The 25,863-nt window shown below is 60.7% G+C and carries 21 protein-coding genes and 1 tRNA gene; 9 read left to right on the top strand and 13 right to left on the bottom strand.

What is annotated here, in order from left to right; translation table 11 throughout:
- Positions 1-50 precede the first annotated feature (50 nt).
- On the top strand, positions 51-1,859 hold the full coding sequence (locus NAT21_RS10865) for an aminopeptidase P family protein (RefSeq protein ID WP_250938342.1): 1,809 nt from the start codon (positions 51-53) through the stop codon (positions 1,857-1,859).
- Between the two features lie 245 nt (positions 1,860-2,104).
- A complete protein-coding gene (locus NAT21_RS10860) occupies positions 2,105-2,608 on the top strand; it encodes an Hsp20 family protein (protein WP_250938341.1) in 504 nt (167 codons plus the stop codon).
- 66 nt (positions 2,609-2,674) lie between these two features.
- On the opposite strand, the gene NAT21_RS10855 is transcribed toward NAT21_RS10860, so the two are convergent.
- Positions 2,675-3,979: an MFS transporter gene (locus NAT21_RS10855; RefSeq protein ID WP_250938339.1), complete on the bottom strand. Its 1,305-nt coding sequence runs from the start codon at positions 3,977-3,979 to the stop codon at positions 2,675-2,677.
- A 305-nt stretch (positions 3,980-4,284) separates the two neighbouring features.
- Between NAT21_RS10855 and NAT21_RS10850 the strand changes: the two genes are divergently transcribed.
- A complete protein-coding gene (locus NAT21_RS10850; RefSeq protein ID WP_250938337.1) occupies positions 4,285-5,250 on the top strand; it encodes a zinc-binding metallopeptidase family protein in 966 nt (321 codons plus the stop codon).
- Between the two features lie 12 nt (positions 5,251-5,262).
- Here the strand turns inward: NAT21_RS10850 and NAT21_RS10845 are convergent, their stop codons facing one another.
- The 4 genes from NAT21_RS10845 to norR all read right to left on the bottom strand — a co-directional run bounded on the left by NAT21_RS10845 (position 5,263) and on the right by norR (position 10,402).
- A complete protein-coding gene (locus tag NAT21_RS10845) occupies positions 5,263-6,147 on the bottom strand; it encodes an EamA family transporter (RefSeq protein WP_250938335.1) in 885 nt (294 codons plus the stop codon).
- A 212-nt stretch (positions 6,148-6,359) separates the two neighbouring features.
- On the bottom strand, positions 6,360-7,325 hold the full coding sequence (mmuM, locus tag NAT21_RS10840) for a homocysteine S-methyltransferase (RefSeq protein ID WP_250938334.1): 966 nt from the start codon (positions 7,323-7,325) through the stop codon (positions 6,360-6,362).
- Positions 7,325-8,725, bottom strand: a complete 1,401-nt coding sequence (locus NAT21_RS10835; RefSeq protein ID WP_250938333.1) for an amino acid permease — start codon at positions 8,723-8,725, stop codon at positions 7,325-7,327. Before NAT21_RS10835 ends, mmuM begins: the two co-directional genes overlap by 1 nt.
- A gap of 156 nt (positions 8,726-8,881) precedes the next feature.
- Complete coding sequence (gene norR / locus NAT21_RS10830; RefSeq protein WP_250938332.1) at positions 8,882-10,402, bottom strand: nitric oxide reductase transcriptional regulator NorR; 1,521 nt, start codon at positions 10,400-10,402, stop codon at positions 8,882-8,884.
- A 149-nt stretch (positions 10,403-10,551) separates the two neighbouring features.
- Between norR and NAT21_RS10825 the strand changes: the two genes are divergently transcribed.
- Positions 10,552-11,727, top strand: coding sequence for a globin domain-containing protein (locus tag NAT21_RS10825; protein WP_250938331.1), 1,176 nt, complete (start codon positions 10,552-10,554; stop codon positions 11,725-11,727).
- Positions 11,728-11,752: 25 nt separating this feature from the next.
- Here NAT21_RS10825 and NAT21_RS10820 read toward each other — a convergent pair whose 3' ends face one another.
- Positions 11,753-12,652, bottom strand: coding sequence for a DMT family transporter (locus NAT21_RS10820; protein WP_250938330.1), 900 nt, complete (start codon positions 12,650-12,652; stop codon positions 11,753-11,755).
- A 190-nt stretch (positions 12,653-12,842) separates the two neighbouring features.
- Here NAT21_RS10820 and NAT21_RS10815 point away from each other — a divergent pair, with 190 nt between their 5' ends.
- A complete protein-coding gene (locus tag NAT21_RS10815) occupies positions 12,843-13,442 on the top strand; it encodes a cell wall hydrolase (RefSeq protein ID WP_250938329.1) in 600 nt (199 codons plus the stop codon).
- 103 nt (positions 13,443-13,545) lie between these two features.
- Positions 13,546-15,060, top strand: a complete 1,515-nt coding sequence (nhaC, locus tag NAT21_RS10810; protein ID WP_250938328.1) for a Na+/H+ antiporter NhaC — start codon at positions 13,546-13,548, stop codon at positions 15,058-15,060.
- Between the two features lie 95 nt (positions 15,061-15,155).
- Here the strand turns inward: nhaC and NAT21_RS10805 are convergent, their stop codons facing one another.
- The 3 genes from NAT21_RS10805 to NAT21_RS15520 form a co-directional block, all read right to left on the bottom strand.
- Positions 15,156-16,040 (bottom strand): sulfite exporter TauE/SafE family protein, encoded by an 885-nt coding sequence (locus NAT21_RS10805; protein ID WP_250938326.1) that lies wholly within the window; start codon positions 16,038-16,040, stop codon positions 15,156-15,158.
- Between the two features lie 398 nt (positions 16,041-16,438).
- Positions 16,439-17,443: a cation diffusion facilitator family transporter gene (locus NAT21_RS10800; protein WP_250938324.1), complete on the bottom strand. Its 1,005-nt coding sequence runs from the start codon at positions 17,441-17,443 to the stop codon at positions 16,439-16,441.
- A gap of 72 nt (positions 17,444-17,515) precedes the next feature.
- Complete coding sequence (locus tag NAT21_RS15520) at positions 17,516-18,847, bottom strand: methyl-accepting chemotaxis protein (RefSeq protein ID WP_350355175.1); 1,332 nt, start codon at positions 18,845-18,847, stop codon at positions 17,516-17,518.
- 275 nt (positions 18,848-19,122) lie between these two features.
- On the opposite strand from NAT21_RS15520, the gene NAT21_RS10785 reads away from it, so the two are divergent.
- Positions 19,123-19,659 (top strand): HPP family protein, encoded by a 537-nt coding sequence (locus NAT21_RS10785; protein ID WP_250938322.1) that lies wholly within the window; start codon positions 19,123-19,125, stop codon positions 19,657-19,659.
- A gap of 40 nt (positions 19,660-19,699) precedes the next feature.
- Here NAT21_RS10785 and NAT21_RS10780 read toward each other — a convergent pair whose 3' ends face one another.
- The 3 genes from NAT21_RS10780 to NAT21_RS10770 form a co-directional block, all read right to left on the bottom strand.
- Positions 19,700-20,875, bottom strand: a complete 1,176-nt coding sequence (locus NAT21_RS10780; RefSeq protein ID WP_250938320.1) for a cobalamin-independent methionine synthase II family protein — start codon at positions 20,873-20,875, stop codon at positions 19,700-19,702.
- Positions 20,876-20,997: 122 nt separating this feature from the next.
- Complete coding sequence (locus tag NAT21_RS10775; protein ID WP_250938318.1) at positions 20,998-21,534, bottom strand: MAPEG family protein; 537 nt, start codon at positions 21,532-21,534, stop codon at positions 20,998-21,000.
- 90 nt (positions 21,535-21,624) lie between these two features.
- Complete coding sequence (locus tag NAT21_RS10770; protein ID WP_250938315.1) at positions 21,625-23,232, bottom strand: ArnT family glycosyltransferase; 1,608 nt, start codon at positions 23,230-23,232, stop codon at positions 21,625-21,627.
- Positions 23,233-23,461: 229 nt separating this feature from the next.
- Here NAT21_RS10770 and NAT21_RS10765 point away from each other — a divergent pair, with 229 nt between their 5' ends.
- Positions 23,462-25,165 carry a class I SAM-dependent methyltransferase gene (locus tag NAT21_RS10765; protein WP_250938313.1) on the top strand — a complete coding sequence of 568 codons (1,704 nt, stop codon included), beginning with the start codon at positions 23,462-23,464 and terminating at the stop codon, positions 25,163-25,165.
- A gap of 54 nt (positions 25,166-25,219) precedes the next feature.
- Here the strand turns inward: NAT21_RS10765 and NAT21_RS10760 are convergent.
- Positions 25,220-25,296: transfer RNA gene (locus tag NAT21_RS10760), tRNA-Arg, on the bottom strand.
- Positions 25,297-25,480: 184 nt separating this feature from the next.
- On the opposite strand from NAT21_RS10760, the gene NAT21_RS10755 reads away from it, so the two are divergent.
- Positions 25,481-25,807, top strand: a complete 327-nt coding sequence (locus tag NAT21_RS10755; protein ID WP_250938311.1) for a c-type cytochrome — start codon at positions 25,481-25,483, stop codon at positions 25,805-25,807.
- The last annotated feature ends 56 nt before the right edge of the window (positions 25,808-25,863 follow it).

Here is a 25,863-nt window from a genome sequence, read left to right as displayed (position 1 = left end):
TACACTGGCCTGAGAACACGCCCTCGCACTGCACCGTTGGAGCATCCTTCATGACCACCCTTTCCTCTCCCGCCGACCGCCTTCAGGCCCTGCGTCAGGCCATGTCCGACCACGGCCTTGATGGCTGGTGGCAGCCATCCTCTGATCCACACCTGTCCGAGTACCTTCCGGGCTACTGGCAGGGACGCGAATGGTTATCCGGCTTTACCGGATCGGTCGGGCTACTGACTGTCACGCAGGACAGCGCCGGCCTGTGGGTCGACAGCCGCTACTGGGTTCAGGCCGCACAACAGCTGGAAGGCAGCGGTATCGAGCTCAAGAAATGGACACCCAGTGAGGCCACCGCCCCCATGCAGTGGCTGGCCGAACACCTGCCGACCGGCAGCACGGTCGGAGCTGATGGTGACGTACTGGCACTGAAGACCGCCCGACGCCTGAAGGAGGTGCTCGGCAACCACCAGCTCTCACTGGACACGTCACGGGATCTGCTGAGCGCCATCTGGACGCACCGTCCGGCGCTGCCGGATGCGCCGGTGACCGCCTATGCGGGTGGCTGGAGCAATGAACCGGCCAGCGCACGTCTGGCCGACCTGCGCCATGCCATGAAAGATGTCGGCGCCGAGGTTCATTTTCTGTCTTCTCTGGACGACATTGCCTGGCTGACCCAGTTACGCGGCAGCGATGTTGACTACAACCCGGTATTTCTGGCCCACATGATCGTGACGGCCGATCAGGCCACGCTGTTCATTAACTCGGCCAGGCTCGACGGTGCACTCACGACCGCGCTTGAGCAGGAAGGCATTGCCATTGCCCCCTATGAAACGGCTGCCACCGCGGTTGCCGCGCTTGACCCGCACCTGCCCATACTGCTGGACCCGGCCAGGGTCACCCTGCTGCTCGCCGGGGAGCTGTCCGATGACACGCCCCTGATCGAGCAGATCCAGCCCACGACGCGCGCCAAGGCCTGCAAGAGTGAAAACGACCTTGCCCACATTCGCGATACCATGGAAGAAGACGGCGTGGCCCTGTGCGAATTTTTCGGCTGGCTGGATGAAGCGCTGGCTGCCGGCACCGAAGTCACCGAGCTGACCATTGATGAAGTGCTGACCGGCGAGCGCGCCAAACGGCCCTACTTCGTATCGCCCAGCTTCCCGACCATTGCCGGCTTCAATGCCAATGGTGCACTGCCGCACTACCGCGCCACACAGGAGCAGCACAGCAGCATCACCGGGGGGGACGGCCTGCTGTTGATCGATTCCGGTGGTCAGTACCTGGGCGGCACCACCGACATTACTCGCATGGTGCCTGTCGGACATGTTTCTACCGAGCAGCGTGATGACGTAACCCGTGTCCTGAAGGGCACGATTGCCCTGTCACGGATCCATTTCCCGCGCCACATTCCGGCCCCGCAACTCGATGCCATCGCTCGTGCTCCCCTCTGGCAGGAAGGGCTGGACTACGGCCACGGCACCGGCCATGGGGTGGGCTACTTCCTCAACGTGCATGAGGGCCCTCAGGTAATTTCCTGGCAGGCCGGCAGTGACAGCACCACGGCAATGGAGCCGGGCATGATCACCTCGATCGAACCCGGGCTGTACCGCGAAGGGCAGTGGGGCATCCGCATCGAGAACCTGGTCGCCAATCGATCGTCCAACCCTTCGGACTTCGGCGAGTTTCTGTATTTTGAAACACTGACCCTGTGCCCGATCGATACCCGATTGATCAACCCCCTGCTGCTGAACGACGATGAACGCACCTGGTTGAACACCTATCACCGTGAAGTCTACGAGCGACTGAGTGCACGTCGTCTGTCAGACCGGGCACTGACCTGGCTACAGCAACGCACCCTGCCAGTCTAGCCGCTGTAACGGGGCGGCAGGCCCCCTGTGCCGCCCCTTGCAAACACGTCTTCGTGCCCAGATAAAGCGATCAACGGGCACGCCTGCTCCGCCTCCAAAAAAAAATGTCAGTGCCTCTCTTGAAAACGGATCAGCTGCCACTATTTAACATAATATCGAGAGCGACACCGCCTCGTGACACCTGTGCCGACCGCGGGCAGGTGGGAAAAATGCAGTTTACTTCGCTGATTACCAGGAGGTTTACCATGAACAGTTTTTCACTGTCTCCGCTTTTCCGTCGCAGCATCGGCTTTGATCGCCTGAACGACCTGTTCGACTACGCCGTACAGAACGATGCGCCCAGCTATCCCCCCTATAACATCGAAAAGCGGGGCGAAAATGACTACCACATCGTTATCGCAGCCGCAGGCTTCGCCGAGAAGGAGCTTGATGTCAGCGTCGAAAAAGGCGTATTGACCATCAGCAGCAGCCGGGCGGAGACCGAACAGGGCGATAGCGAACCGCCGGTGTATCTGCATCGTGGGATTGCCCAGCGCGCGTTCAAGCTCTCCTTCCGGCTCGATGAAAACATCGAAGTCCGCGGCGCGCGGCTGGAAAACGGCCTGCTGCATGTTGATCTTCTGCGTGTCGTGCCGGAACAGCAGCGCCCACGACAGATTCCGATCAACGGCCAGGCACCGGAATCCCTGTCACACCAGACTCGTGAAGCCGCCTCGGCCCCTCGTACCGAAGAAAGCACACCAGCCTGATGACCTGACACGTCCCACGACAACGCCCCCCTGCCAGGCAGGGGGGCGTTTTGCATGCAGGGCTGTCTACAGCGCAATCCTTCGCGTTTCAGTCAACGTCAGAATGGCCACCAGACTCATCAGAGCCATGACACTGACGTAGCCCCCGACCCAGGCAAGACCTCCCCAGCTGACCAGCAGTTCAGCAATCCAGGGCGCCATCGAGGCCCCCAGAATCCCCGCCAGATTGTAGGCAGCCGATGCCCCGGTATAGCGCACCGCCGTCGGGAACAACTCTGGCAACAATGCGCCCATGGGTGCAAAGATCAGCCCCATAGCGCCCAGCGACAGGCACAAAAAGGCCGTCACGCCAACCAGCGAGCCACTGCCCAGCCAGGGGCCGAGACTCATGCCGGAACCGATGGTGACCAGCATGCCGATAATCAGCACCGGTTTGCGTCCGACGCGGTCACACCACCACGCTGATACCGGCGTCATCACGGCCATGACCACCACCGCCAGGCACAACAGCGCCAGGAAGGTTTCCTTCGGATAACCCAGCGCCCGGGTGCCATGACTCAAGGCAAACACGGCACTGGTGTAAAACAGCGCGTAACAGGACACCATGGCCAGCGTCCCCTGCACCAGGGGGCGCTTGTGATGCGCCAGCACCTCGACCACGGGTGCGCGGCGCGGCGCGGCTTCCTGCTGGCTGGCCTTGAACACCGGTGACTCTTCAAGACTCATGCGAACGTATAGCCCGACAAATACCAGCACCGCACTGACCAGAAAAGGAATTCGCCACCCCCAGTCAAGAAAGGCCTCCTCGCCCAGCGCATACAAAAGCCCCATGAACAGGGCATTGGCCAGCAAAAATCCCAGCGATGGACCAAGCTGCGGAAACATGCCGAACCAGGCCCGCCGTCCTTCCGGGGCATTCTCGGTTGCCAGAAGAGCTGCCCCACCCCACTCGCCTCCCAGCCCGAGTCCCTGACAGAACCTCAGCACACACAGGGCCAGCGGCGCCCACACCCCCCAGGTATCGTACGTGGGGACAAGCCCGATCAGCGCCGTGGCACCTCCCATCAACAGAAGGCTGGCCACCAGCGTCGTTTTACGTCCCATTCGATCACCGAAATGACCAAACAGTACCGACCCGAGCGGTCGAGCCAGAAAGGCCAGACCAAAGCTCATGAAGGCACCCATCGACTGGGCCACCTCGGACGAGGCCGGGAAGAACGCTGGCCCGATGACCAGGGCCGCCGCAATGCCATAAATATAAAAGTCGTAGAATTCGATGGTTGTCCCGATCAGGCTGGCAGCAATCACCTTGCCCGGGGAGTTGACCGGTGCCACACGCTCCTGCGCCGGCCCGGAAGTAACAGAGGTCATGAACAACAGTCTCCAGCATCGGCCACTGGGCCTAACCATGAATAACCGCCCGGCCCGATGGCCAGAGCAATGAAAGGAAGGTAACTGCCGCGGAGGCCTTGTGAGCACGCTGCCGCCACATACCAGGGGGGTAAGGTTAAAAAGCATACGCTGATAAAGAGAGACAGCTCAAGGCACACTCCTGAACGACGCATCGTTGCCGATCACGGGCCGATATTTCGTCACCCTGCACCGGGATATAAACAGGCGCGGATTCCAATAGCTGCCTATACTCCAGGCCTCTTTCCCGCTGGAGGGATCCTTCGATGCGCGTGTTCACCAACCCGGTCGGTGCCGGCTCACTCTGGTTTGACAATCTGGCCACCGCTGACGGCGTACAGGTCGGTTACGATCCCCAGGCACGGGCCTTTTTGCCCATGCCCCCCTTCTGCGCCAACCGCGAGCTGATCGGCTGCAACTGGATAGCGTCCGAACCCGGCGCCCTGTGCCGCTCCTGTGCCATGAGTGCCATGATCCCGGATCTATCCATCCCGGACGCCGTCGCCAACTGGGCACTGACCGAAGCCGCCAAACGCTGGGCACTGGATAATCTGGGACGCTGGTACTGGTTCCGCCCGGAGGACCCCGGCGTACGGCCGGTATTTCACATGCTGGCCGAGGGAGAAACGCCGGTCATGATGGGTCATGCCGCTGGCGTGGTTACCATCAGCGTGGCGGAAGCCGACGTAGTGCTGCGGACCTCACGGCGTGAAGCGCTGGATGAGCCCTATCGCACCATGATCGGGCATATGCGCCATGAGATTTCCCACATGCTCTGGTGGCGACTGAGCATCCGTGATGACTTCATAAAGGCGTTTCGCAAGATGTTCGGCGATGAACGGGAAGATTATGCCGCAGCGCTCAAGCGTCATTACAATCAGGGGCCGCCCAGCGACTGGCAGGAACACTACCTGACCGCCTACGCCTCCGCGCACCCGCATGAAGACTGGGCTGAAACCACCGCGCACCTGCTGCATCTGACCGATATTACCGACAGTTTCGTGGCGGCCGGACTTTCGTCGCCGGAGCTGCCAGCCCCCGGATGGGACCCCTATGCCGAGCCGGATACTGCACGACTGATCCATATTGCCGCGACCCTCAGCGTCGGCGTCAATCACGTCAACCGGGCCATGGGGCTCTCCGATCTGTACCCGTTTGTCCTGTCGGAAAGTGCCCATCGCAAACTGGCCTTTGTACATGAATGGCTGCGCCGGGGTGCCACCAGCATGTAGTACTCATGCCCGTCAGTCAGGCGCCGGGGCGGCTTCCCAGGCCTGATCGGCAGGCCTGTGAGTGAGCGTGGTACCAATGGAGGCCACCATGATGGATACGATGGCCAGCCATTGCACCAGCGTCAGCAGTTCACCCAGAAACAAAAGCCCCGACAGCGCGGCCACGGCAGGCTCCAGGCTCATGAGTGTGCCAAAGGTGGTGGTCGGCAGGTGCTTGAGAGCAATCATCTCGAGCGAATACGGCAATGCCGTGGACATGATGGCCACCAGTGCCGCCAACGGCAGCACCTCGAGGCTGAACATCCCCGGACCGCTCTGATAGATGCCCAGCGGTGCAATCACCAGTGCCGCGATTGTCACCCCGATCGCGGTACCTTCAGGGCCAAGGTCGGTACCGATACGCTGTCCGAACCAGATATACAGCGCCCAGCAGACCCCCGCGCCCAGGGCAAAGGCGACGCCTACAAGGTCCAGATCGTGATCCACCCCGCTATGGGGCATGATCATGACAATGCCCACCAGAGCCAGCCCGACCCACAGTGCATCCAGCCAGCGACGCGAGGACAGAATCGCCACGGCCAGCGGACCCGTGAATTCCAGCGCCACGGCAATACCCAGCGGAATGCGCTCTATGGCCTGGTAGAGCATGTAATTCATGCACCCCAGCGCCACACCGTAAATCATCATCGCCTTCCAGACCCGGGCAGAAATGGGTCGCCGCCAGGGCCTCAGTACCAGCAGGAGCATGGCCGCCGCCATCAGCAGGCGGATCGCGGTCGTCCCCGGCGCACCAATCAGCGGAAACAGCTGCTTGGCAAGGGCAGCTCCACCCTGAATGGATGTAATCGAAATGAACAGAAGACCGATGGGCCAGAGGGGAAGACGTTGTACCGACATGACAGGAGCATCCATGATTGACAGCCTGACAGGAGCGCATTGCGCTCCCGGATTCCGAGCAGGCTCATACACTGCACGCAATGCAGGGCCATGAGCAATACGACGTCCAGATGTCTGTCGCCCCATGGCTTATCAACGGTCGGTGCCAGAACGTAAACCGCAAATCATCCACACCCGGTCGCCTCTGACACCGGGTGTGGACAAGTCAGGACTCAGGCAGTGGAAGCGTCGCGCAGCGCGGCAATCGCACGCACATCGTCCGGCCCGGTTCGGCAGCACCCGCCAATCAATGAGGCACCGGCCTGACGCCAGAGGGGAACCAGCGTGGTAAATGCCGACTCATGATGACCGCACTCCCCTGCCTCGGCGGCCCGCCAGGTCTTGGTGATCGGGTCATACACTTCCCCGGAATTGGGATACACCAGCAGCGGCGTACAAGTGTGGGCGCGCAGATCGGTCAGCAGGGACTCGATGTGCTCAAGGGCCGTACAGTTGACCCCCATGGCCACGACCTGAGGTTGTTGATCCAGCCATGTGGCACATTCAGCGATCGGCGTACCTTCACTGATGTGATGCCCATCCCGGGCCGAGAACGTAACCCAGGCCTGCGCCTCGGGAAATTCCGCCAGCACCCGTACCAGCGCCTTCGCCTCGACAAGCGAAGGCAGGGTTTCACAGGCCAGCAGGTCAGCTCCCGCCTCTACCAGTGCCTTGATGCGGGGCCGATGAAATGCCATCAGCGCCTCCTCATCAATGGCGTAGCCGCCTCGATATTCCGAGCCATCAGCCAGATAGGCGCCATAAGGTCCCACCGAGGCCGCCACAAGCGGCCGGGGCCGCGTCGGCCCTGCATAATCAGCCCAGAAGGCATCGCGCGCCTCACATGCCAGCGACACCGAACGCGCAATCAGGGCGCCGGCCTGGGCTTCACTCATGCCCCGCGCCATGAACCCTTCAAAGGTGGCCTGGTAGCTTGCGGTGATGGTGATGTCGGCACCGGCCTCGAAATAATCACGATGCACTCGAGTGATCAGTTCGGGCTGCTCGGCCAGCACGCGGGCCGACCACAGACTGTCATTCAGATCGCAGCCATGACGTTCAAGCTCGGTGGCCAGCGCCCCGTCCACGACCGCAAACGGCACGGTCTCCAGCAGGGCGTGAATCGGATTGGTCGGCATCAGTCAGACTCCTCGGCAGACAGGTTGCCCGGCACGGCCGGACGCGTAAGGTAATAGGCGAGATAACACAACGCCACGAACGGCAGGCCGCAATACAGGGCAATCCGCTGGGAAGGGTCAAAGGCAATCCCGATCAGCGACAGGGTACAAAATCCGAAGGCCAGCAGCGGGACCAGCGGATACAGCGGTGTGCGATAACCCAGGGTAGCGGGGTCTCCGCCACCGGCCACGAACTGACGCCGGAACATGAACTGGCTGGCCACGATCACCATCCATACCGCCACCACGGCAAAGCCTGAAATCGACACCAGCGCAATGTAGACGCTGTCCGGGGCAAACCGGCTCGACAGCAGCGAGAACAGCCCGCCAATCATGCTGAAGATGATCGCATTCAGCGGCACACCACCCCGGGTGACCCGCTTGAACAGCGCCGGCAGCGTCTTTTGCTCCGCCAGGGACCACAGCATGCGGGAAGCCGCATACAGCCCCGAGTTGGCCGCCGACAACAGCGCCGTAATGATGACAAAATTCATGATATCGGCAGCGTAGGGAATACCGGTGCGGGAAAATACCGCCACGAACGGGCTTTCCAGCACACTGGCGGTCTGCCACGGCAACAGGGCTGCAATCACGATAATGGTCCCGACAAAGAAGATGATCAGCCGCCACAGGGTCGCCTTGATCGCCTTTGGGACATTCTTTTCGGGTTCCACGGTTTCACCGGCAGCAATGCCGATCAACTCGGTGCCCGAGAAGGCAAAACTGACCGCCAGCATGGTCATCAGAATCGGCATTACCCCGGTCGGAAAGAGGCCGTCGGCAAACAGGTTGTCAAACAACGGCGCCGACCCGCCACGGGTGGCCGGCGTAAAGCCAAGCAGGGCCGCCGCCCCGATCACGATAAAGGCCAGCACCGTGATCACCTTGATCAGTGACAGCCAGAATTCGGTCTCGGCAAAGATGCGGGAAGAAAAGGCGTTGAGCACAAAGATCAGGGCGGCAAACAGGGCGCTCCAGACCCACACCGGTACATCGGTAAACCAGTGCTGCATCAGAAGGCCCGCGGCCGTGAACTCCGACCCCAGCGCCACCGTCCAGGTCAGCCAGTACAACCACGCCACGGTATAGCCGGTGCCCGGCCCGATGGTACGCGTCGCATAGGTATTGAACGATCCGGTTTCCGGCATCTGTACCGCCAGTTCGCCCAGACACATCATGACCAGATACACCACCAGCCCGCCAATGAGATAGGCAATGATGGCCCCCAGCGGGCCGGCCTGGTTGACGGTATAGCCGGAACTCAGGAACAGACCGGTACCGATAACACCGCCCAGGGACAGCATTACCAGATGGCGACTCTGCATCGTTCGCTTGAAATCGTTGGAATCCGTGTGAGACATGCGTTGTCCTGATGAATAAAAAACACGAGCCCGATGCCCGGGCGCCAGAGTGTAAATTATTCTCAAATAACCTTCAGCGATGACTGCCACACTTTTTATATCAATTGCTCAACGACTTATATCAATTGTTCAGCGACAGCCTCCCTTCCCGCCGATCTACTTCAGCCCCAGCCGTGATGCCAGCCGATGCAGATTGCCCCGATCCACACCCAGTAGCCGCGCCGTTTCGGCCCAGTTGCCCTCGGCAACCTCCAGCGTGGTTTGAATATGTTGACGCTGGAAGGCGTCCACAGCCTCACGAAGCGGCACGATATCATCAGCAGATACTGCACCGGCGACCCGAGACATGTCCGTGACCGATGGAACCGAATGGCGAACAAGCTCCAGATGATCCGCGGCAAGCGTCAGAATCTCACCGGCCTGGGGGCGCGCCTTGAGCGTGGCTCGACTGATGACATGCTCAAGCTCACGCACGTTGCCGGGCCAGTCATGCGCGAGCAGCGCCGCTTCGGCCGAGGCCGACAGGCGCAGGTTGTGCAGCCCGAAGCGGGCCCGGTTTTCTTCCAGAAAGGTACCGGCCAGCAGCAGAATATCCTGCCCGCGTAACCTCAGGGGCGGGATATGCAGCGGGTAGACACACAGCCGGTGATACAGATCCGCCCGAAACCGGCCCTCGGCCACCTCGTCTTCCAGATCCCGGTTGGTGGCCGCCACGACCCGCACATTGACCGACCGCATCTGCTCGCTGCCCAGGGGCTGAAATTCTCCTTCCTGCAATACGCGAAGCAGCTTGGGCTGCAGCGCCAGTGGCAGTTCACCGACCTCATCCAGAAACAGGGTGCCGCCATCGGCCAGCGCAAAGTGCCCACGTCGCGCGCTGAGTGCCCCGGAGAACGCACCTTTAACGTGCCCGAACAGCTCGCTTTCGATCAGGTTCGGGGACAGGGCCGCACAGTTGAGCTTGATCAGCGGCCCGTCGCGTCGGGCAGAGCGCCAGTGCACCTGCGTGGCTACGCGCTCCTTGCCAGTGCCGGTTTCACCGTGAATCAGCACACTCAGTTCGCTCTGCGCCACCAGAGTCAACTCATCATCCAGCCGCCGCATCACGGCACTGCGGCCGGTGACCCGCTGAACGAGCGGAGTACGGCCGGTATGAGACAGCACATCCTGAAGCCGGGCACGTGTCTGACGGGCCTTCATGGCCATGTCGAGGCTCGTACCCAGCAATCCGGCAATGGCCTTCAGTTCGTCGTGGTCGACCGAATCCAGTTGCCCCGGCATCAGCGCGTCCAGTGTCAGCATGCCCACCACCCGGGGCCCGGCCCGAAGTGCCACCCCCATGCAGTCATGCACGTGAAGTGCGTCCGGCGCCCCGCTGATCAGGCCGTCGAAAGGGTCAGGCAGGGGCTCGTCGGTGGCAAAATGCCGCACGCCGTCAGTAGCTGCGATGTCGGCAAGGCGTGGATGTGATGCCGGATGAAACCGCCGGCCCAGCACGTCTTCCTGCAGCCCGTGAATCGCGACAGGGACCAGCTCCTCGCCCTCACAGACCATCAAAGTGGCCGCGTCTCCCGGGTACTGGGTAAGCAGCACATCCAGCAGGGACTGCCAGGAAGGGGACTGATTGAGGGTGAGCCTGGCCAGCAGGTTCTGAATCTCACTATAAATCGTTGTCATTTGAACTACCCGTTGTCATAACGACAGCACGTCATGGGGTCAAAAGAACAACAAGCAGCAAAAAAATCCATTAAAAACAAAAACTTGGTTATTGGCACGCTGCTTGCTCCCTGAAAGGTGACACTACTCATCCTCCAGAGGACCGCCCCATGCTGACCGTTCAACAACGCCACATCATCGCCGCTACGGCCCCGGTCGTTGCACAGCATATCACTACCATCACCACGCGATTCTATCCGGCCATGTTTGATCGCTACCCGGAGATAAAGCCGCGATTCAATCCGCGCCATCAGCAGACCGGCGCCCAGCCGCGGGCCCTGGGTCAGTCCATTGTCGCCTACGCGCTCAATTACGATGATCCCATCGCCCGTGACGCCGTACTGGCACCCATCACACACAAGCACGTCGCCCTGCACGTCCAGCCGGATCATTATCGGATCGTCGGGGAGTGCCTGCTGGAAGCCGCCGCCGAGGTACTGGGCGCAGCCTTTACACCGGACGTTCGCGATGCCTGGCAGGCACTTTACTGGTCCATGGCGGACGATCTGATCGACGGCGAGGAACGGCTCTATCACGATCAGGAGCGCAGGCCCGGGGGCTGGCGAGGATTTCGGGAATTTGACGTGGTGGATCGGCAGGCTGCCGCCGAAGGTATCCTGAGCGTCACACTGGCCCCCGCCGACGGGCGGCCTCTGGCGGATTTTCTACCCGGTCAGTACATCGGTCTTCGCCTGAAGCACGACGTCCACCTGCATTATCGCCAGTACAGCCTGACCGGGCAGCCCGGCAGTGCAACCTACCGGATTACCGTCAAGGAAGAGGCCCATGGGCAGATCAGCCAGGCCATCCATCACGGCCTCACGGTCGGACAATCCGTGCATCTCACCGCACCGATCGGCCTGCTGACGCTGGACCGGCGCACTACACCTGTGGTGCTGCTCAGTGCCGGCATCGGTCAGACACCGATGCTGTCCCTGGCCAGGCAGGCACTGGCCCAGGGGCGACAGGTCACCTACCTGCACAGCACCCGCTCCCCGGACACCCTGGTTTTCAGGGAAGAGCTGGAATCGCTGCGCGTCGAGTATGGTGATCGATTGCTGATCATTCATCGCTTCAGCCATGAGGCCCCGGCAGGCGAACCCTCCGGACGCATTGACCGAGCCCTGCTGGAAGATGTGATAACGGTAGACAAGACCCCTGACTGCTACTTTACCGGGCCGGCCGGGTTCATGAGCGACATGAATGCCCTGCTGGAAGAGCTGGGCATTCCCGAAGCCCACCGGCATTACGAATGCTTCGGCCCCCTGCAGCTGCCAACCTCGTGACCGGATCTCGGGCCACTGAGGAGACTCAATGCCCCGAAGGCGGCTGTTCTGTCCTGCCCCGCGCCGGGTAGACCTCCAGCAGGGCAGCCGCCACGACCAGCGCGCCACCGGCCATTTCGATGGTACCCAGTGGCTCGCCGGCCCAGAGTGCCGCCGACATCACCCCGACGATCACCTCACTCATCAGTAAAATGGCCAGTCGCGCCGGCTCCAGCCGGGCGTTGGCCCACAGCAGCACGGACAGCATCATGGCCCACCAGAGCACACCGGTCACGCCAACCCATCCACCGGCCTGCGCCCAGTCGATCTCGGCGAGCCGGCTGATCGGTGCCCCGATCACCAGAGCCAGAATCAGCGACATCAATGCCGCACCGGCCGAGAAGACAAAGGTGGATTCCAGCGCACCGGGCATCGGGCGAAGGCGCATGCCGATCGAACACACCGCCCACATCAGCCCCGAGGCCAGCCCGAGCCAGTCCCCCAGGTTCCGCGGTATCGGCAGGGTGCCACCACCGCCCAGCACCAGCAGCAGACCGGCCAGCCCGAGCACGATCACCACATAGCGACTCCAGGGCGTCGGCCAGCCCAGCAACCGACCGATCAGGGTGCTCCAGACCGGAGTGAGGTAGAACATCAGAATAACAATGGCCACCCGACCGTAGGACAGTCCGATCGAGTACAGCGCAAATCCGGCACCTCCCAGCGCAATGATGGCAAGGGTCGACCATGGACAGTCCGCCAGAATGCGGCGACGGCGACAGGCTGCCGGCAGCAGCGTCAGTGTCGAGACCGTGACAATGGCCAGCGTGCCCCAGGCCCCTTCCAGCACGGTGCCCTCCAGTGCCCGTACCGGCCACCAGTAAAGCCCCCACAGGGCCCCGATGATGACCACGGCCAGACTGGCCTGTCGTTCCTGTTGCTGCATCGATGCTCCCGTCACTCGTGTTGTGCTGCCCTGTAGATGACACTATCGAGTCTAGCGAGCCGGCACCCGTATTACGACCATCGCCCCTGAGGCCAGGCGGCAAGCGCATGCCGGGTATTGCCGTCGGGGAGTTCCCGGCACGCGCGGGGATGCGTAATATGAAAATCCCATTCACGCCGGAGATGTTCGGATGACCCGCAGGATATCGCTGATCCTTGGTGTGCTGACAATGACCCTGGCGCCGTCATTGATGGCCGCCTCATCGTCTCAACTGGCTGCACTTGCCGTCAAAAAGGCAGAAATTCTGGAACAGGGCGCCTCTTCAAGCAGCCCGGCCCATGCCCCGCATGTGGTATTGACCAAAGAAGGCGTGAAGGCGGCCGACCCGCTCGGCCAGGCACCGCTGGATGACCCGATCAGCTGCCTGTCCCGCTCGATCTACTGGGAAGCCAAGGGAGCCGGCCGAAAGGAAATGGAAGCCGTCGCCAGCGTAATGATGAATCGCCTGGGCAGCAGCGGCTTTCCCGATACCATCTGCGAGGTAGTGCAACAGGGCTCGGAAACCGGGCATTGCCAGTTCTCGTGGTGGTGTGATGGCCGGCCGGATCAGGTACGCGAACCGGATGAATACGACATTGCCCGCGAGATTGCCCGGCGAGCCCTGAACGGAACCCTGCCCGACCCCACCCATGGCGCGCTGTTCTTCCATCAGAAAAACGTGTTTCCGTACTGGGCTGACAGCTTCACGAAGACCGCCGAAACACGGGCCTTTGAATTTTATCGTCCGTAAAGGCAAGGTAATGCGCCACATGTCCAACCACTTTTTCACATGATCATCACGCATGACACTGTCCATCTGCTTATCCTGACGCCTACCAGAAGGTCTACCCAGCATGAATAATGATAACAAGACCATTGCCCTTCCCTCCCTGTCCATGGCGTTACTCCCCATCGCGCTGGCCATCGGTCTGCTGGCCATCCAGCTGTTCTACTACGGCGATTTCACCCCCCATATACCACTGGCCCTGGGCGCGGCCATCGCCGCCATCTTCGGGTGGGCTCGCGGCTATCGCTGGGCTGATATGGAAGCCGGGGGCTTCAAGCTGCTGCACGTTGCCATGCCCGCCGTGGCCACGCTGATCGTGGTCGGCATGCTGATCGGGGTACTGATCGCCAGTGGCACGGTCCCGACCCTGATCTACTACGGACTGGAAATCATCAGCCCGCAGTGGTTTCTGGCGGCCAGCATGCTGATGTGCGCCGTTGTTTCCCTGGTGGTCGGGTCCTCGTGGACCACCATCGGTACCGTGGGACTGGCCCTGATGGGGATCGGCACGGCACTGGGCGTGCCCGTGTACTGGACGGCCGGTGCCGTCGTATCCGGCGCGTTTTTCGGCGACAAGATGTCACCGCTGTCTGATACCACCAACCTGTCCCCCGCCGTTACCGAAACCAATATTTTCGACCACATCAAGAACATGCTGCCGACCACCGTGCCGGCCATGCTGATCGCCCTGGTCATTTACGCCTGGGTGGGCGGGGTCGACCAGGAAGCCGCCGCGTCGCTGTCCCGCATCAGCAGCATGCGCGAAGGGCTGGATGACAGCTTTTCACTGGGGTTCTGGCAGCTGATTCCGCTGATGATCATACTGGGGCTGGCCTTCATGAAGGTCGCACCGATCCCGGCCTTGTTCACCGCTACCTTTGTCGGCGGCATCATCGCCATCCTGACTCAGGGCGATTCCTTTCATGACGTACTGACCTATGCCCACAGTGGCTACACCATCGATACCGGTCTGGGCATGCTGGATACCCTTCTTAACCGAGGAGGTGTCACCTCGATGACCTGGGTCGTGACCCTGATCATCTTCGCGCTGATCTTTGGCGGCATCCTTGAAAAGACCCGCTGCCTTGAGAAGATCGTTCTGACCATTACCGACAAGGCCAGAAGCTTCCGTGCCCTGCAGACCAGCGCGGTACTGACCCCCATGTTTGTCAATGCCGTGGCCGGTGATGTCTACCTGTCCATCGCCCTGCCCGGACGCATGTACGTGGCAGCCTATGAGCGGATGGGCTACTCGCGACTCAACCTGACCCGCGCCATCGAGGAAGGCGGTACGCTGATATCACCGCTGATCCCCTGGAACGTGGGCGGCGCCTTTGTCATCACTACCCTGGGCCTTGATATCAGCAATGGCGACATGAGCGCCCTGATGTACATTCCGCTGGCCTTTGCCTGCTGGCTGTCTCCGGTACTGAGCATCATGTATGCCCAGTTCGGGCTTTTCTCGCACAGGCGCGACGAGGAAAAACGGCCCAACAGCGACTTCCCCGCCAATATCGATGCACTCGAAGACGGCGATAAAGGCCCTGACGGCCGTGAAGAGCTGATGCACGACACGCCCTGATGCCTGTCCTGCCGGCACGCCAAACGCGGACGCCTCTGGCGTCCGCGTTTTCATGAATGCATCCTCCCTCCCGGCCCTGTCGCCAACGATGATGACTACAGCGCCTCTGAAAGCATCACTCGGCGCAAGCGATAAACCCGCCGCCCGGCCACACCCAGCGCCAATGCCCATCCCACCAGCAGAACCCCGTACACCAGCGTGGCCACCTCGGAGGAGACTGACTGCGACATCATCAATGTCCGGCTGTTGGTCAGGATAATGGCGCCTCCGACCACCACACCCAGCAGCTGTACCGGCATCAATCGCACCAGCCAGGCGGCCAGCGGCGCCGCCAGCAGGCCGCTCACCGCAAAAATGCCGACCCACTGCCAGTTGATGTCATCAAGCCCGAGCGCAATGACAAAGCCCAGCGTGCCAGCCACGGTCACGAAGAATTCACTGGCATCCACCGAGCCCACCACCTTGCGCGGATCACTTCCCCGGTGCGCCAGCAGCACAGGCGTGGAAATCGGCCCCCAGCCACCGCCGCCTACGCTATCAAAGAACCCGGCCACCACTGCCAGTGGGGCCATTTTCCACGCCGACACCCGGAGACTGCCCGGCGCGCGGCGCGCCGGACGCAGCAGATACTGCGCCATCACATAGACGCCCAGCAGCAGCAGCCCCACGGCAATGAAGGGCGCCACCAGCCTGCCGGGGATATTGCTCAAAAAGCAGGCGCCTACAAAGGCACCCACGGCACCGGGCACGATCAGGGTCTGCACCAGTGAGCGGTCCACATTACCCAGCTTGACATGTGATACCCCCGAGGCGGCGGTCGTGGCGATTTCCGCCAGGTGTATGGATGCCGATGCCACAGCCGGGGTAATGCCCATCGCCAGCAGCATGGAAGAAGATGTCAGGCCATACCCCATCCCGATGGCACCATCTACCAGCTGAGCCACGAACCCGGCCACCCCAAAGAGAATCAAACGCTGCATGTGTCTGCTCCTGTACGCGGGCGTCGCGGCACCCCACGCACACTAATAACCATATGGAATTAAAAACATGATCCATATATCCCATTTTTCAGGCAAAAATAAAAATGATGATTATCGATATCGTTATATACAAACCACACAGTCGGCCGTGGACAGGTGCCCTCTGATGCCATGGTCATATCGCCATAACGGTTGCTCATTCATACGGCGTGATCCATTCCTGCTGTTCATGAAATGGTCGCATTCGTGACGATACTCACCGATCAGGGCAACCAGGGTGTCGAGTCAGAACGTTATAAGGAAGGGAAAGCGAAGGGTGGAACGAAGATGCCTGATGGCGGCATCCAACGGCCGCCGATGGCCATCCGGAGCCATCGCGGGAACCGTCGTCAGATCCATCAGGAGGAGAAGGAAGACGCCTCGGGCACGCCACAGCTGTCGTGCTGGCCGCAGGCACCGGCATGGCCGGCGATCTCGGGCTGAAGCGTAATATGGGAAATGCCGAACCGGGTCTCAAGCAGCGATGTAACATCATCCAGCAGCGGCTGCCACTGCGCCATGTCGGTGATGACACAGTGGGCCGACAACGCGACCTCACTGGAGGAAACCGACCAGATATGCAGATCATGTATGGCCACAACGCCGGGTGCGTCCGCCAGCGCTGCCTGCACCTGAAGCGCATTGATGCCCTTCGGGACGCCTTCCATCAGTACCCGGGTGACTTCCATCAGCAGCTTCGTGGCCGACACCAGAATCAGGCCACTGACCAGCAGAGACAGCAGCGGATCAATCGGCATCCAGCCGGTCAGCCAGATCACCACGCCGGCCACGATGGCGGCCACTGACCCCAGCAGATCGCCCAGCACATGCAATAGTGCACCACGCACGTTCATGGTCTGCTCGCCACGCATCAGGATATAACCCACCACCAGATTGACGATCAGTCCCAGTACCGCGATGCCCATGACCGTCAGACCACCCACGTCCTGCGGTGACATGAACCGCCCGATGGCACTGATCACTACCGCAATGACCACCGCATACATGAACACCACATTGAACAGCGCCCCCATGACCTCGGCACGCTGCAACCCCCAGGAATGGCGTCTTGATGCCGGCCGGGTCGCCAGCCAGGACGCCAGCGCCCCGACACCAAGCGAGGCTGAATCAGTCAGCATGTGGCCGGCATCCGACAGCAGCGCCAGGGAGTTGGACCATACCCCGCCAATGACCTCCACCACCGCAAAGGCGGTGGTAAACAGCAGTGAAAATATCAGTACCTTGCCACTGCCATGATGGTGGCCACCCAGACCATGGTGGTGGTGATGGTCGTGGTCGTGGTCGTGGTCGTGGTCGTGGTCGTGGTCGTGGTCGTGGTCGTGGTCGTGGTCGTGGTCGGCCATATCATCTCCCCAGAATCCGGATCGCCAGAAGCGCTGGGGCAAGTCTGGCATATTCAGCCACGGTCTGCGGGGTTATGTGGTGACGGCGCCACCAGCCTGTCCGATGGTCGTGGCCTGCTGCGCTGCCATATCCTCATCCATGGAGGACATATGAAGGATAACGTCCACCACCTCGTCGGCATTGGCACTGATGCGCCCGATGGCCGTACTCGCATCACCTGCCAGCCGCACCCCGTTTTCAACCCGGTTTAGACACACATGCATGCTGCTGTGCGCGCCTTTCGTCAGGTTCTGCAATCGGCTGATGGTGTCGGCAATATCTTCCGTGGCCTGTGAGGTACGCTGCGCGAGTTGCCGCACTTCCTGCGCCACCACGGCAAAGCTGTTGCCCTGCGCACCGGCGCGGGCCGCCTCGATGGCCGCATTCAGCGACAGCAGGTTGGTCTGGGTGGCAATGGACTGAATCGTTTCCACAATGGCCGTGATGTCCGCCACCTGGGCCTGCAGCTCATCAAGCTGGCCGGAGGCACTGGACACCTGAGCGGCAATATGGCGAATTTCCTGCTGCGCGCCATCGATGACCCGAGTGCCATCATTGACCGACGCCTGGGTATCCGAGGAAATACGGCTGGCCATGCGAATGCTTTCCCCTTCGCGCTGCACCCGCTCGGTGATATTGGTGGCAAACTTGATGACCTTGTACAACTGACCATCCACATCAAATACCGGGTTATAGGTGGCCTCAAGCCACAGGGGCTTGCCGCGCTTGTCAAACCGCTGGAACTGGCCTGACATGAACTGCCCCCGGTTCAGATCGCTCCAGAAGGTTTTATACGCAGCGCTGCTGGCATAGGCCCGATCGCAGAACATCCGATGGTGCGCGCCCTTCAGCTCGTCCAGCCGGTAGCCGACGGTCTCCAGAAAGTTCTTGTTGGCATTCAGAATGTGGCCGTCCGGGCTGAACTCGATGACTGCCATCGAGCGATCGATCGCCGTCAGCAGGCTGTTCATCTCCTGCTCCTCATGCACCTCGTCGGTAATATCCCGCGCAATCTTCACGACCCGGTAAATACGCCCGCGTCGGTCGGGGATGGGGTTATAGGTGGCTTCCAGCCAGATCGGCTCGCCTTGGCCGTTGACACGGCGGCAACGCCCGCTGAAGCATTCACCATGGCGCAACCGGGCCCAGAACGCGGCGTATTCGTCACTGTGTGCGTAGTCGGGCTCGCACAGCGTGCTGTGGTGCTGTCCCACCAGCGCATCCCGCGTGTATCGGGTCGTTTTCAGAAACGGCTCGTTGGCCCTCAGGATCATGCCTTCGGCATCAAACTCGATGACCGCCATGGAACGATGAATCGCTGTAACAAGCCGTTTGTTGTAACGGGGAAATTTGAGCTGAATCACGAAGAGCGCTCCCTTGGTTGCCGCGCTATCGCGACTCCGCCTGTAGGGGTGGTTGATAAAGGCAGCATCGGCCAGCGCTGCACGCGCTTTATGCCCCCTTGCCGCCTCACCCACGCCATCTTGCGGCCGGAAACGGTTTTTATTATTAAAAATAATCCTTTATCAGAGTAAATTAATTTCCTTTCACTTCCGGCCCCGCCATAGCCAATGGTTATTTCAGAACCCTGCTGCTTTTTGGCAAGATGTGCCTCTTTTTGGTGCAAAAAGGCGCAACCATGCTCAAACCCTATCTCGGCAAGATGAAAGGGGCACCTGCCAACCGACCTCCTCCATCCCTGCGTGACGCGTTATGGTCGTGGCTTGGGGCCTTTCTTGGCATTGCCGGCGTAGGCTGGATCAGCGCGCAATCCATCGAGGCCCATGCGCTGCTGATGGTCGGGTCATTCGGCGCCACCTCCGTGCTGCTGTACGCCGCCCCGGAAAGCCCGCTGGCCCAGCCGCGCAACGTCCTGCTGGGCAATGTGCTTTCGGCGCTGTGCGGGGTAGTCACCTGGCAACTGCTTGGCGATGGCTGGATCTCCGCGGCCGTGGCCGTCTCGACGGCCATCCTGATCATGCAGCTGACCCATTCACTGCATCCGCCGGGCGGCGCGACTGCCCTGATTGCCGTCATTGGCTCGAATGAGCTGCATCATCTGGGGTGGGTATACGCCCTGTTTCCGGTCGGCACCGGGTGCCTTCTGATGCTGCTGATTGCCATCGTGATCAACAACCTGGCGCGTCATCGTCGCTACCCGGTGCACTGGTTCTAGCCGTCAGTGCCCCGCTTCCCGGGCCGTGGCCTGTCCCGGCCTACCCACGGCCCCAGAAACGCTCGGCAATATCCAGCGTTAACCGCAGCTTTTCCCACTGCGCCTGTTCGGCCAGATTGTTGCCTTCCTCGGTGGAGGCAAAACCGCATTGCGGGCTCAGGCAAAGCTGATCCTTCGCGACAAACCGGCAGGCCTCCTCAAGGCGCGCACGTACCGCCTCGGGTTTTTCCAGCGTGCCCACCTTGGTGGTAATCAGCCCCAGCACTGCCTGCTGATGGCCTTCCGGGATGAAGCGCAGCGGGTCGAAACTCCCGGCCCGGTCGCTGTCATACTCCAGAAACCAGGCATCAACCCCCACCTTGCCAAACAGTGTCTCGGCTACCGGCTCGTAGCCCCCCTCGCTGATCCAGGTCGAACGGAAGTTGCCGCGGCACACATGCAGGCTGACATGCAGATCATCAGGCTTGTCGGCCAGGGCGTGATTGATCACCTCCGCGTAGATCGCCTGCAGGTTATCGGTATCAAGGCCACGGGCCTGGGCGGCCTCAAGCTCCCGGTTCGAACACAGATACGCCCACACCGTGTCATCCAGCTGCAGATAGCGGCAGCCCGCCTGATAAAACGCCTGCACCACGTCCCGATAGGCATCGGCCAGATCGGAGAAAAACCCCTCCAGTGACGGATAGACACCGCTGTCGATTTTTCCGGCATTGCGAAAATGCAGCACACTCGGGCTGGGGATCGTCATCTTGGGTGTAACGGTGGCCACACTGTTCAGATACCGAAAGTGCTCGATCATCGGGTGCGCGGGGTTGAAACCGACCTTGCCATCGATACGTACCTGTTTGGCCGAGGTCTGCACGCCCTGAAACTGAATACCCTGCTCGCCCTGATACCCGGTGACACCATTCAGGTGCTCCAGAAAATCGAAGTGCCACCAGGCACGGCGAAACTCGCCATCCGTAACCACCCTGAGACCCAGTGCTTCCTGCTGTGCGACCACCTGGCGGATTTCCCGGTCTTCCACGGCCCTGAGTGCCGCGGCATCGATAGCGCCCTGCTGAAATGCAGTACGGGCCTGCTTGAGCGCGGCCGGGCGAAGAAAACTGCCGACAATATCGGCACGAAACGGCGGCTGGTACGACATGACACCTTCCCCTTGAAAAAACGATGCCCGCCAGAGCCAGAGCTCGGGCAGGCGTTGTAAATGCGACATCACATTTCCCCATGATGCCGACCTCAGCCGTCGGCTGCCATGGGCGTATTTTCAAGAAGAACCTGAATAAAATTCATGACTTGAGACACAAGCCATGTGTCGGCGTCATATAGAGGCCCCTCTCATCCCAGGGCAGCTATCTGCGCCACTGCCGAGGCCACCAGCATCAGCGCTGACGTATAAAAGCAGAGCGTGAACCCGAGCGCGCGCGCCGGGGCGCCACGCGTGTACCCGGCAAAGAACAACAGCCGCCCCACCACAAATGCCAGCGCCGCCAGAGGAACCACCGACAGCCACGATGACGGCATGACCACCGCCCACAGGACATAAGCCACAAGCGCCAGCACAGCCTGCTCCAGGGTATTTTGCAAAAGCGCCTGCAACAGCCGGGCACGCGCCGACCCCGCACTCAGTCCACTACCCTCGATATCCTCGGCATGAAAGAACCGGTGCGATGCCAGCCGGCCGACCGCCACCATCAAACACAGCGCCGGGGCAGCACTGGCGCCAACCGCCACCGCCAGCCGCGCCGACATCGCCTCGTGGCCCACCAAAGAGAACGGATCTGCCCATGCCCCGATCACCAGCAGCATGACCGCGACCGACATGCCCTGAGCCATGCCACGCAAGACGCCGCGTTGTGTGGTATCAAGCGCCATGTCCCCACCTCCCTCAGCAACAGGTTTGCGAATGCCTCCATTGAAAAATAACAACACAGGGCACGGCAGGCGAGCGGGTGTCAGCACGTATCATGGGCACACCGTGCTGGCACGGACACCCGACACTGGCAGGATAAGCAGCGTGCCACTTCGGTAGGCATAGCGGTGCATGCGGGCCGAGGCGGTCGCATCACGAAATGCCTCATCCCGGGCACGCCCCACGACCCATCCCTCGGGAGAGGTAGACCGGAACCGGCACAGGGCTTCATCACTGGACAGCTCGATCAACGGCGCCTTCAACCGGCCGGCAAACTGAAACGTGGCCTGATAATCGCCACCAACAAAGGCCACCGGGATACCGTCTCGCTGAAGCGTACCGATCAACTGCCCCGGGCCCGTCACACTATTGCGATGCCACAGCGGTGACAGCACCACCTGTAATACCACGACCAGCGCAAGGGTACTGACAATTGCCAGGGTGCGGGCGGTATCGAACAATGAACGCACCGGCAGCCACCACAGCAGCACCCCGATGCCGAGAAGAAGCACAGCCCCGAACGGCAGAATGAGTGTGGTATCCACGGCTCCGACGCCGAACAGCAATGCCCCCAGCGCCACCGCACCCAGCGCCGCAATCGCCAGGGCAACGGGCCTTTTGGACCCCGCCGCCCGCTCGGGCTGCTGCGCCAGACGATCCATGATCATCAGCGCCACCCCGGGCAGCAGCGGCATGAGGTAATGCACCTGCTTGCCGCTGATCAGCGAGAACACCACCAGCGGAGGCAATACCCAGCACCAGGACAGGCGCTGACGACGCTGCCGCGGGAGGCCAGGCCGCGCGGACGGCCACAGCGTCCACGGAAACATCAACAGCACAAGCCAGGGCAGGTACCACCACATCGGCCGGGCATGCGCCATCGAGTTGTGCAGACGATCAACGGTCTGCCCCCAGAGCAGCATGCGAGCGAACTCACCCCCACCCAGCCAGGCAGCCACCAGTGCCCACCCCAGCAGCATGACCACTCCCAGACCGAGCGCCCCGAGCACCCGCCGCCACTCGGCACGGGTAAACGGCACCGCCCGCCACCAGGGGCTGCTCAACAGCACCGGTGCCAGCGTGACCAGCGCCACCGGCCCCTTGGCCAGCAGCGCAAGCCCCACCCACAGGCCACACACCATGATGCGGCGGGTATCGAATGCCCCTCGAATAAGTGTCGCGATGGCGCCCAGCAGGCACGCACTCAGCAGCACATCAAACATCAGCGCACCACTGTAGAGCTGCCACAGCAGCATGGTCATCAGCACCAGCGGCGCCAGTCGGGCATGTTCCGGCGCGTAATCAAGCCCCCTGGCGATACGGTAGATCTGAACCAGCCCCACCAGCGAGGCCAGCGGCGAAATCAGCCTGGGCCACCAGTCATTGACCCCGAACACCGCCCAGCCCGCATGTATCAACCAGAACAGCAACGGCGGCTTGTCCGCGTAGGGCGCGCCATTCATGAGCGGCACCCAGAAGTGATGCCCCTGCCACATCTCCCAGGCGACCGAAACATAGCGTGTCTCATCGATGGGCAGCAGCGGGCGCATCAGCGCACTGGCGGCCAGCACCAGCCACAGCAGCGAAAGAATCAGCAGGTCGTAGTGCGTACGACGTCGGTGTGAAAGCCGCGTGGGCGGCAAGTGAGGGGGTAGAGCCATGAGGATCTCGGTCAGGAGTGATATCGGACCCCATCATGGCCTCAGCGGGCTTAAAGCAGTATTACGTTGGACGCCGTAATCGACGATTGAGAGCACCAGGCATATTTCAGGGAAAATGAAATGGCACGCGGAGCGATATATAAAAAAAGACTTAAGCAAGGTGTCACGTCGATACAATCGACGCCGTTAAACTACCTTCCACCTCTTCAACCATAAGTCGCCTTTATCCATGAAAGACATCTACTCGGACAATGCAGGCTATTACTTTGAGCAATATCAGAAACTTGATTTCAATGATGTTCATGGAAGCTGGCTTAAGCACCTGCCAGAACCGAACGGGCTGGCGCTGGATATCGGCGCAGGCAGCGGTCGCGATGCGGCGGCCCTGGCAAAAAGAGGGTGGGACGTACTGGCGGTAGAACCGGCAGCAGGCCTCAGGGAAAAAGGAGAGGCCTTCACTGCTGGCTTATCAGTGCAGTGGATGGATGACTCCCTTCCCGCACTCAACAAGGTCCGCAAGCTCGGCTTCAAGGTAAGTCTGATTCTGGTGTCAGCGGTGTGGATGTATCTGCCAGAACAGGAGCAGGAGCGTGCCTTTCGCATCCTGACCGAATTGCTGTCACCTGGTGGTCTGCTGGTGATTACCCTGCGGCATGGTCCCAGCTCGGACGAACGCATCTTCTACCCGGTCGACCCTCAACAGATTAAATGCTGGGCGTGTCATCGGTCGCTGACTCACCTGCTTACTGTACAAAACGACGATCTACTACAGCGGCCCTTGGTAAGCTGGGAGACGCTGGCATTTACACTCCCGGATGATGGCACCGGGGCGCTATCGCTCCTGCGTCATGTCATCGTCAATGACAACAAGTCTTCAACCTACAAACTGGGGTTACTGCGTGCGCTGGCATCCATTGCAGAGTACATGCCCGGCATCGTGATGGGCCGCACGGATGAATGGGTAGATATACCGCTCGGCGCGGTAGGCCTTTACTGGATCAAACTCTATAAGCCACTGATTCTCGAACACGATCTGCGGCAGGCACCCGGAAATCGCGGCTACGGATTTAACAAGGACGCATTCAAGGCGCTTTCCGATGTATCAGGTCTTGATATGCGGATAGGCCAGCCACTTGATAATGCGCTGGCGAAAGAGCTGATGAATGCCATTCGTGATGCTGTGAGCACCATCAAGGGTATGCCGGTGAAACACATTTTCTGGCCCGGATCGGGAGGAGAAAGGCCGGTCTTCCATGTTCGCAGAAAAACCGTAACCTTGATGCCGCCCCCCAAACGGCTGGATAAGGAGACCCTCGCCAGGTTCGGTTATTTTCGTGTACCGATGGCACTCTGGAACTGCTTTAGCCAACATAACTGCTGGATAGATCCCGCCATAGTGAACGAATGGGTTCAGCTAATGCGCGGTTATGTTCCTACCCATGATATCGGCCACCTTTATCAAACCCTGTTCCAGCAGGAAGCCAAACGCGATACCAGCCTATTGCGCAAGTGCGTTACTGAAAAACAGCGGGATAATCACCCTGTCGAATGCGTCTGGACAGGCCGACGCCTTACCAGAAAAAGCACATATTGTATTGATCACTGCCTGCCCTGGGCACGCTGGAGCAATAACGATCTTTGGAACCTGCTACCCACAACGCAACAAGCCAACGCTGACAAGTCGGACAAGCTGCCTTCTCAAGCGCTTATGGAGCAGGCTAGGGAACGCATTATCACGTGGTGGGAAATAGCATTCATGGGCAGCTCACTGGAAAAGCAATTTTACACCGAAGCACGCACCTCGTTACCCATGCTTAAAGGCGACGACACACTGGAAAACGTCTTTGAAGCCCTGATGCTTCAGCGTCTTCGGCTCAAGGCAAACCAGCAGTTGACCGAATGGCAAGGTATGAAAGAGAAAAAGCGGTTATGACTAATGAATGCTTGTCGAAGAAACAGGGGGGAGATAAGCGAGGAATATAAAAAGTGGCGCGCCCAGAAGGATTCGAACCTTCGACCCCTGCCTTCGGAGGGCAGTACTCTATCCAGCTGAGCTATGGGCGCGCGATGCTGCCATTGCGGCAGACGGTGGGCATTGTACGCACCCACACCGGGCTTGTCCATCGGGCGATGCTATCGCGACGTTCAGCCCTGCCAGGTGCCTTCCCATGGTGAGGTGGGCTACAGTATCGCCCATGCAGGGCGATGAGCATTGCCGCTTCAGTCGATCATGACAAAGGATATCTGGATGACGTTTTTCCGCAGGTGGTTACCCGCAGTGCTGTTGGTGTGTGCATCCCCCGTGCTGGCCGGTGAGGCTCAGCCGGATGGCGAGGCCATTTATCAGGATAACTGCGCGATGTGCCACAGCCATGGCCGCATGAGCGTGAGCAATACCGGCACCTGGCAGTCGCTGATCGACGATCAGGGTGTGGATAAATTATATGCCAATGCCATCCACGGCATTGGCCGGATGCCGGCAAAGGGCGGCCACCCGGACCTTGCCGAGGACGACGTGAAGGCCGCAGTGGATTACATGCTGCAGGAAAGCGGCGCCACCCTGCCTTCGAAGTGATGTGCGCGGCAGGCTGTTGCCTGCCGGTACACTATGCCAGGCTTGAGGTTTCTTCT

The organism is Larsenimonas rhizosphaerae (genome assembly GCF_023700005.1).
GTDB lineage: Bacteria > Pseudomonadota > Gammaproteobacteria > Pseudomonadales > Halomonadaceae > Larsenimonas > Larsenimonas rhizosphaerae.
The sequence above is the reverse complement of the archived record's forward strand: the minus strand, read 5'-3'. Positions and strand labels throughout refer to the sequence as shown.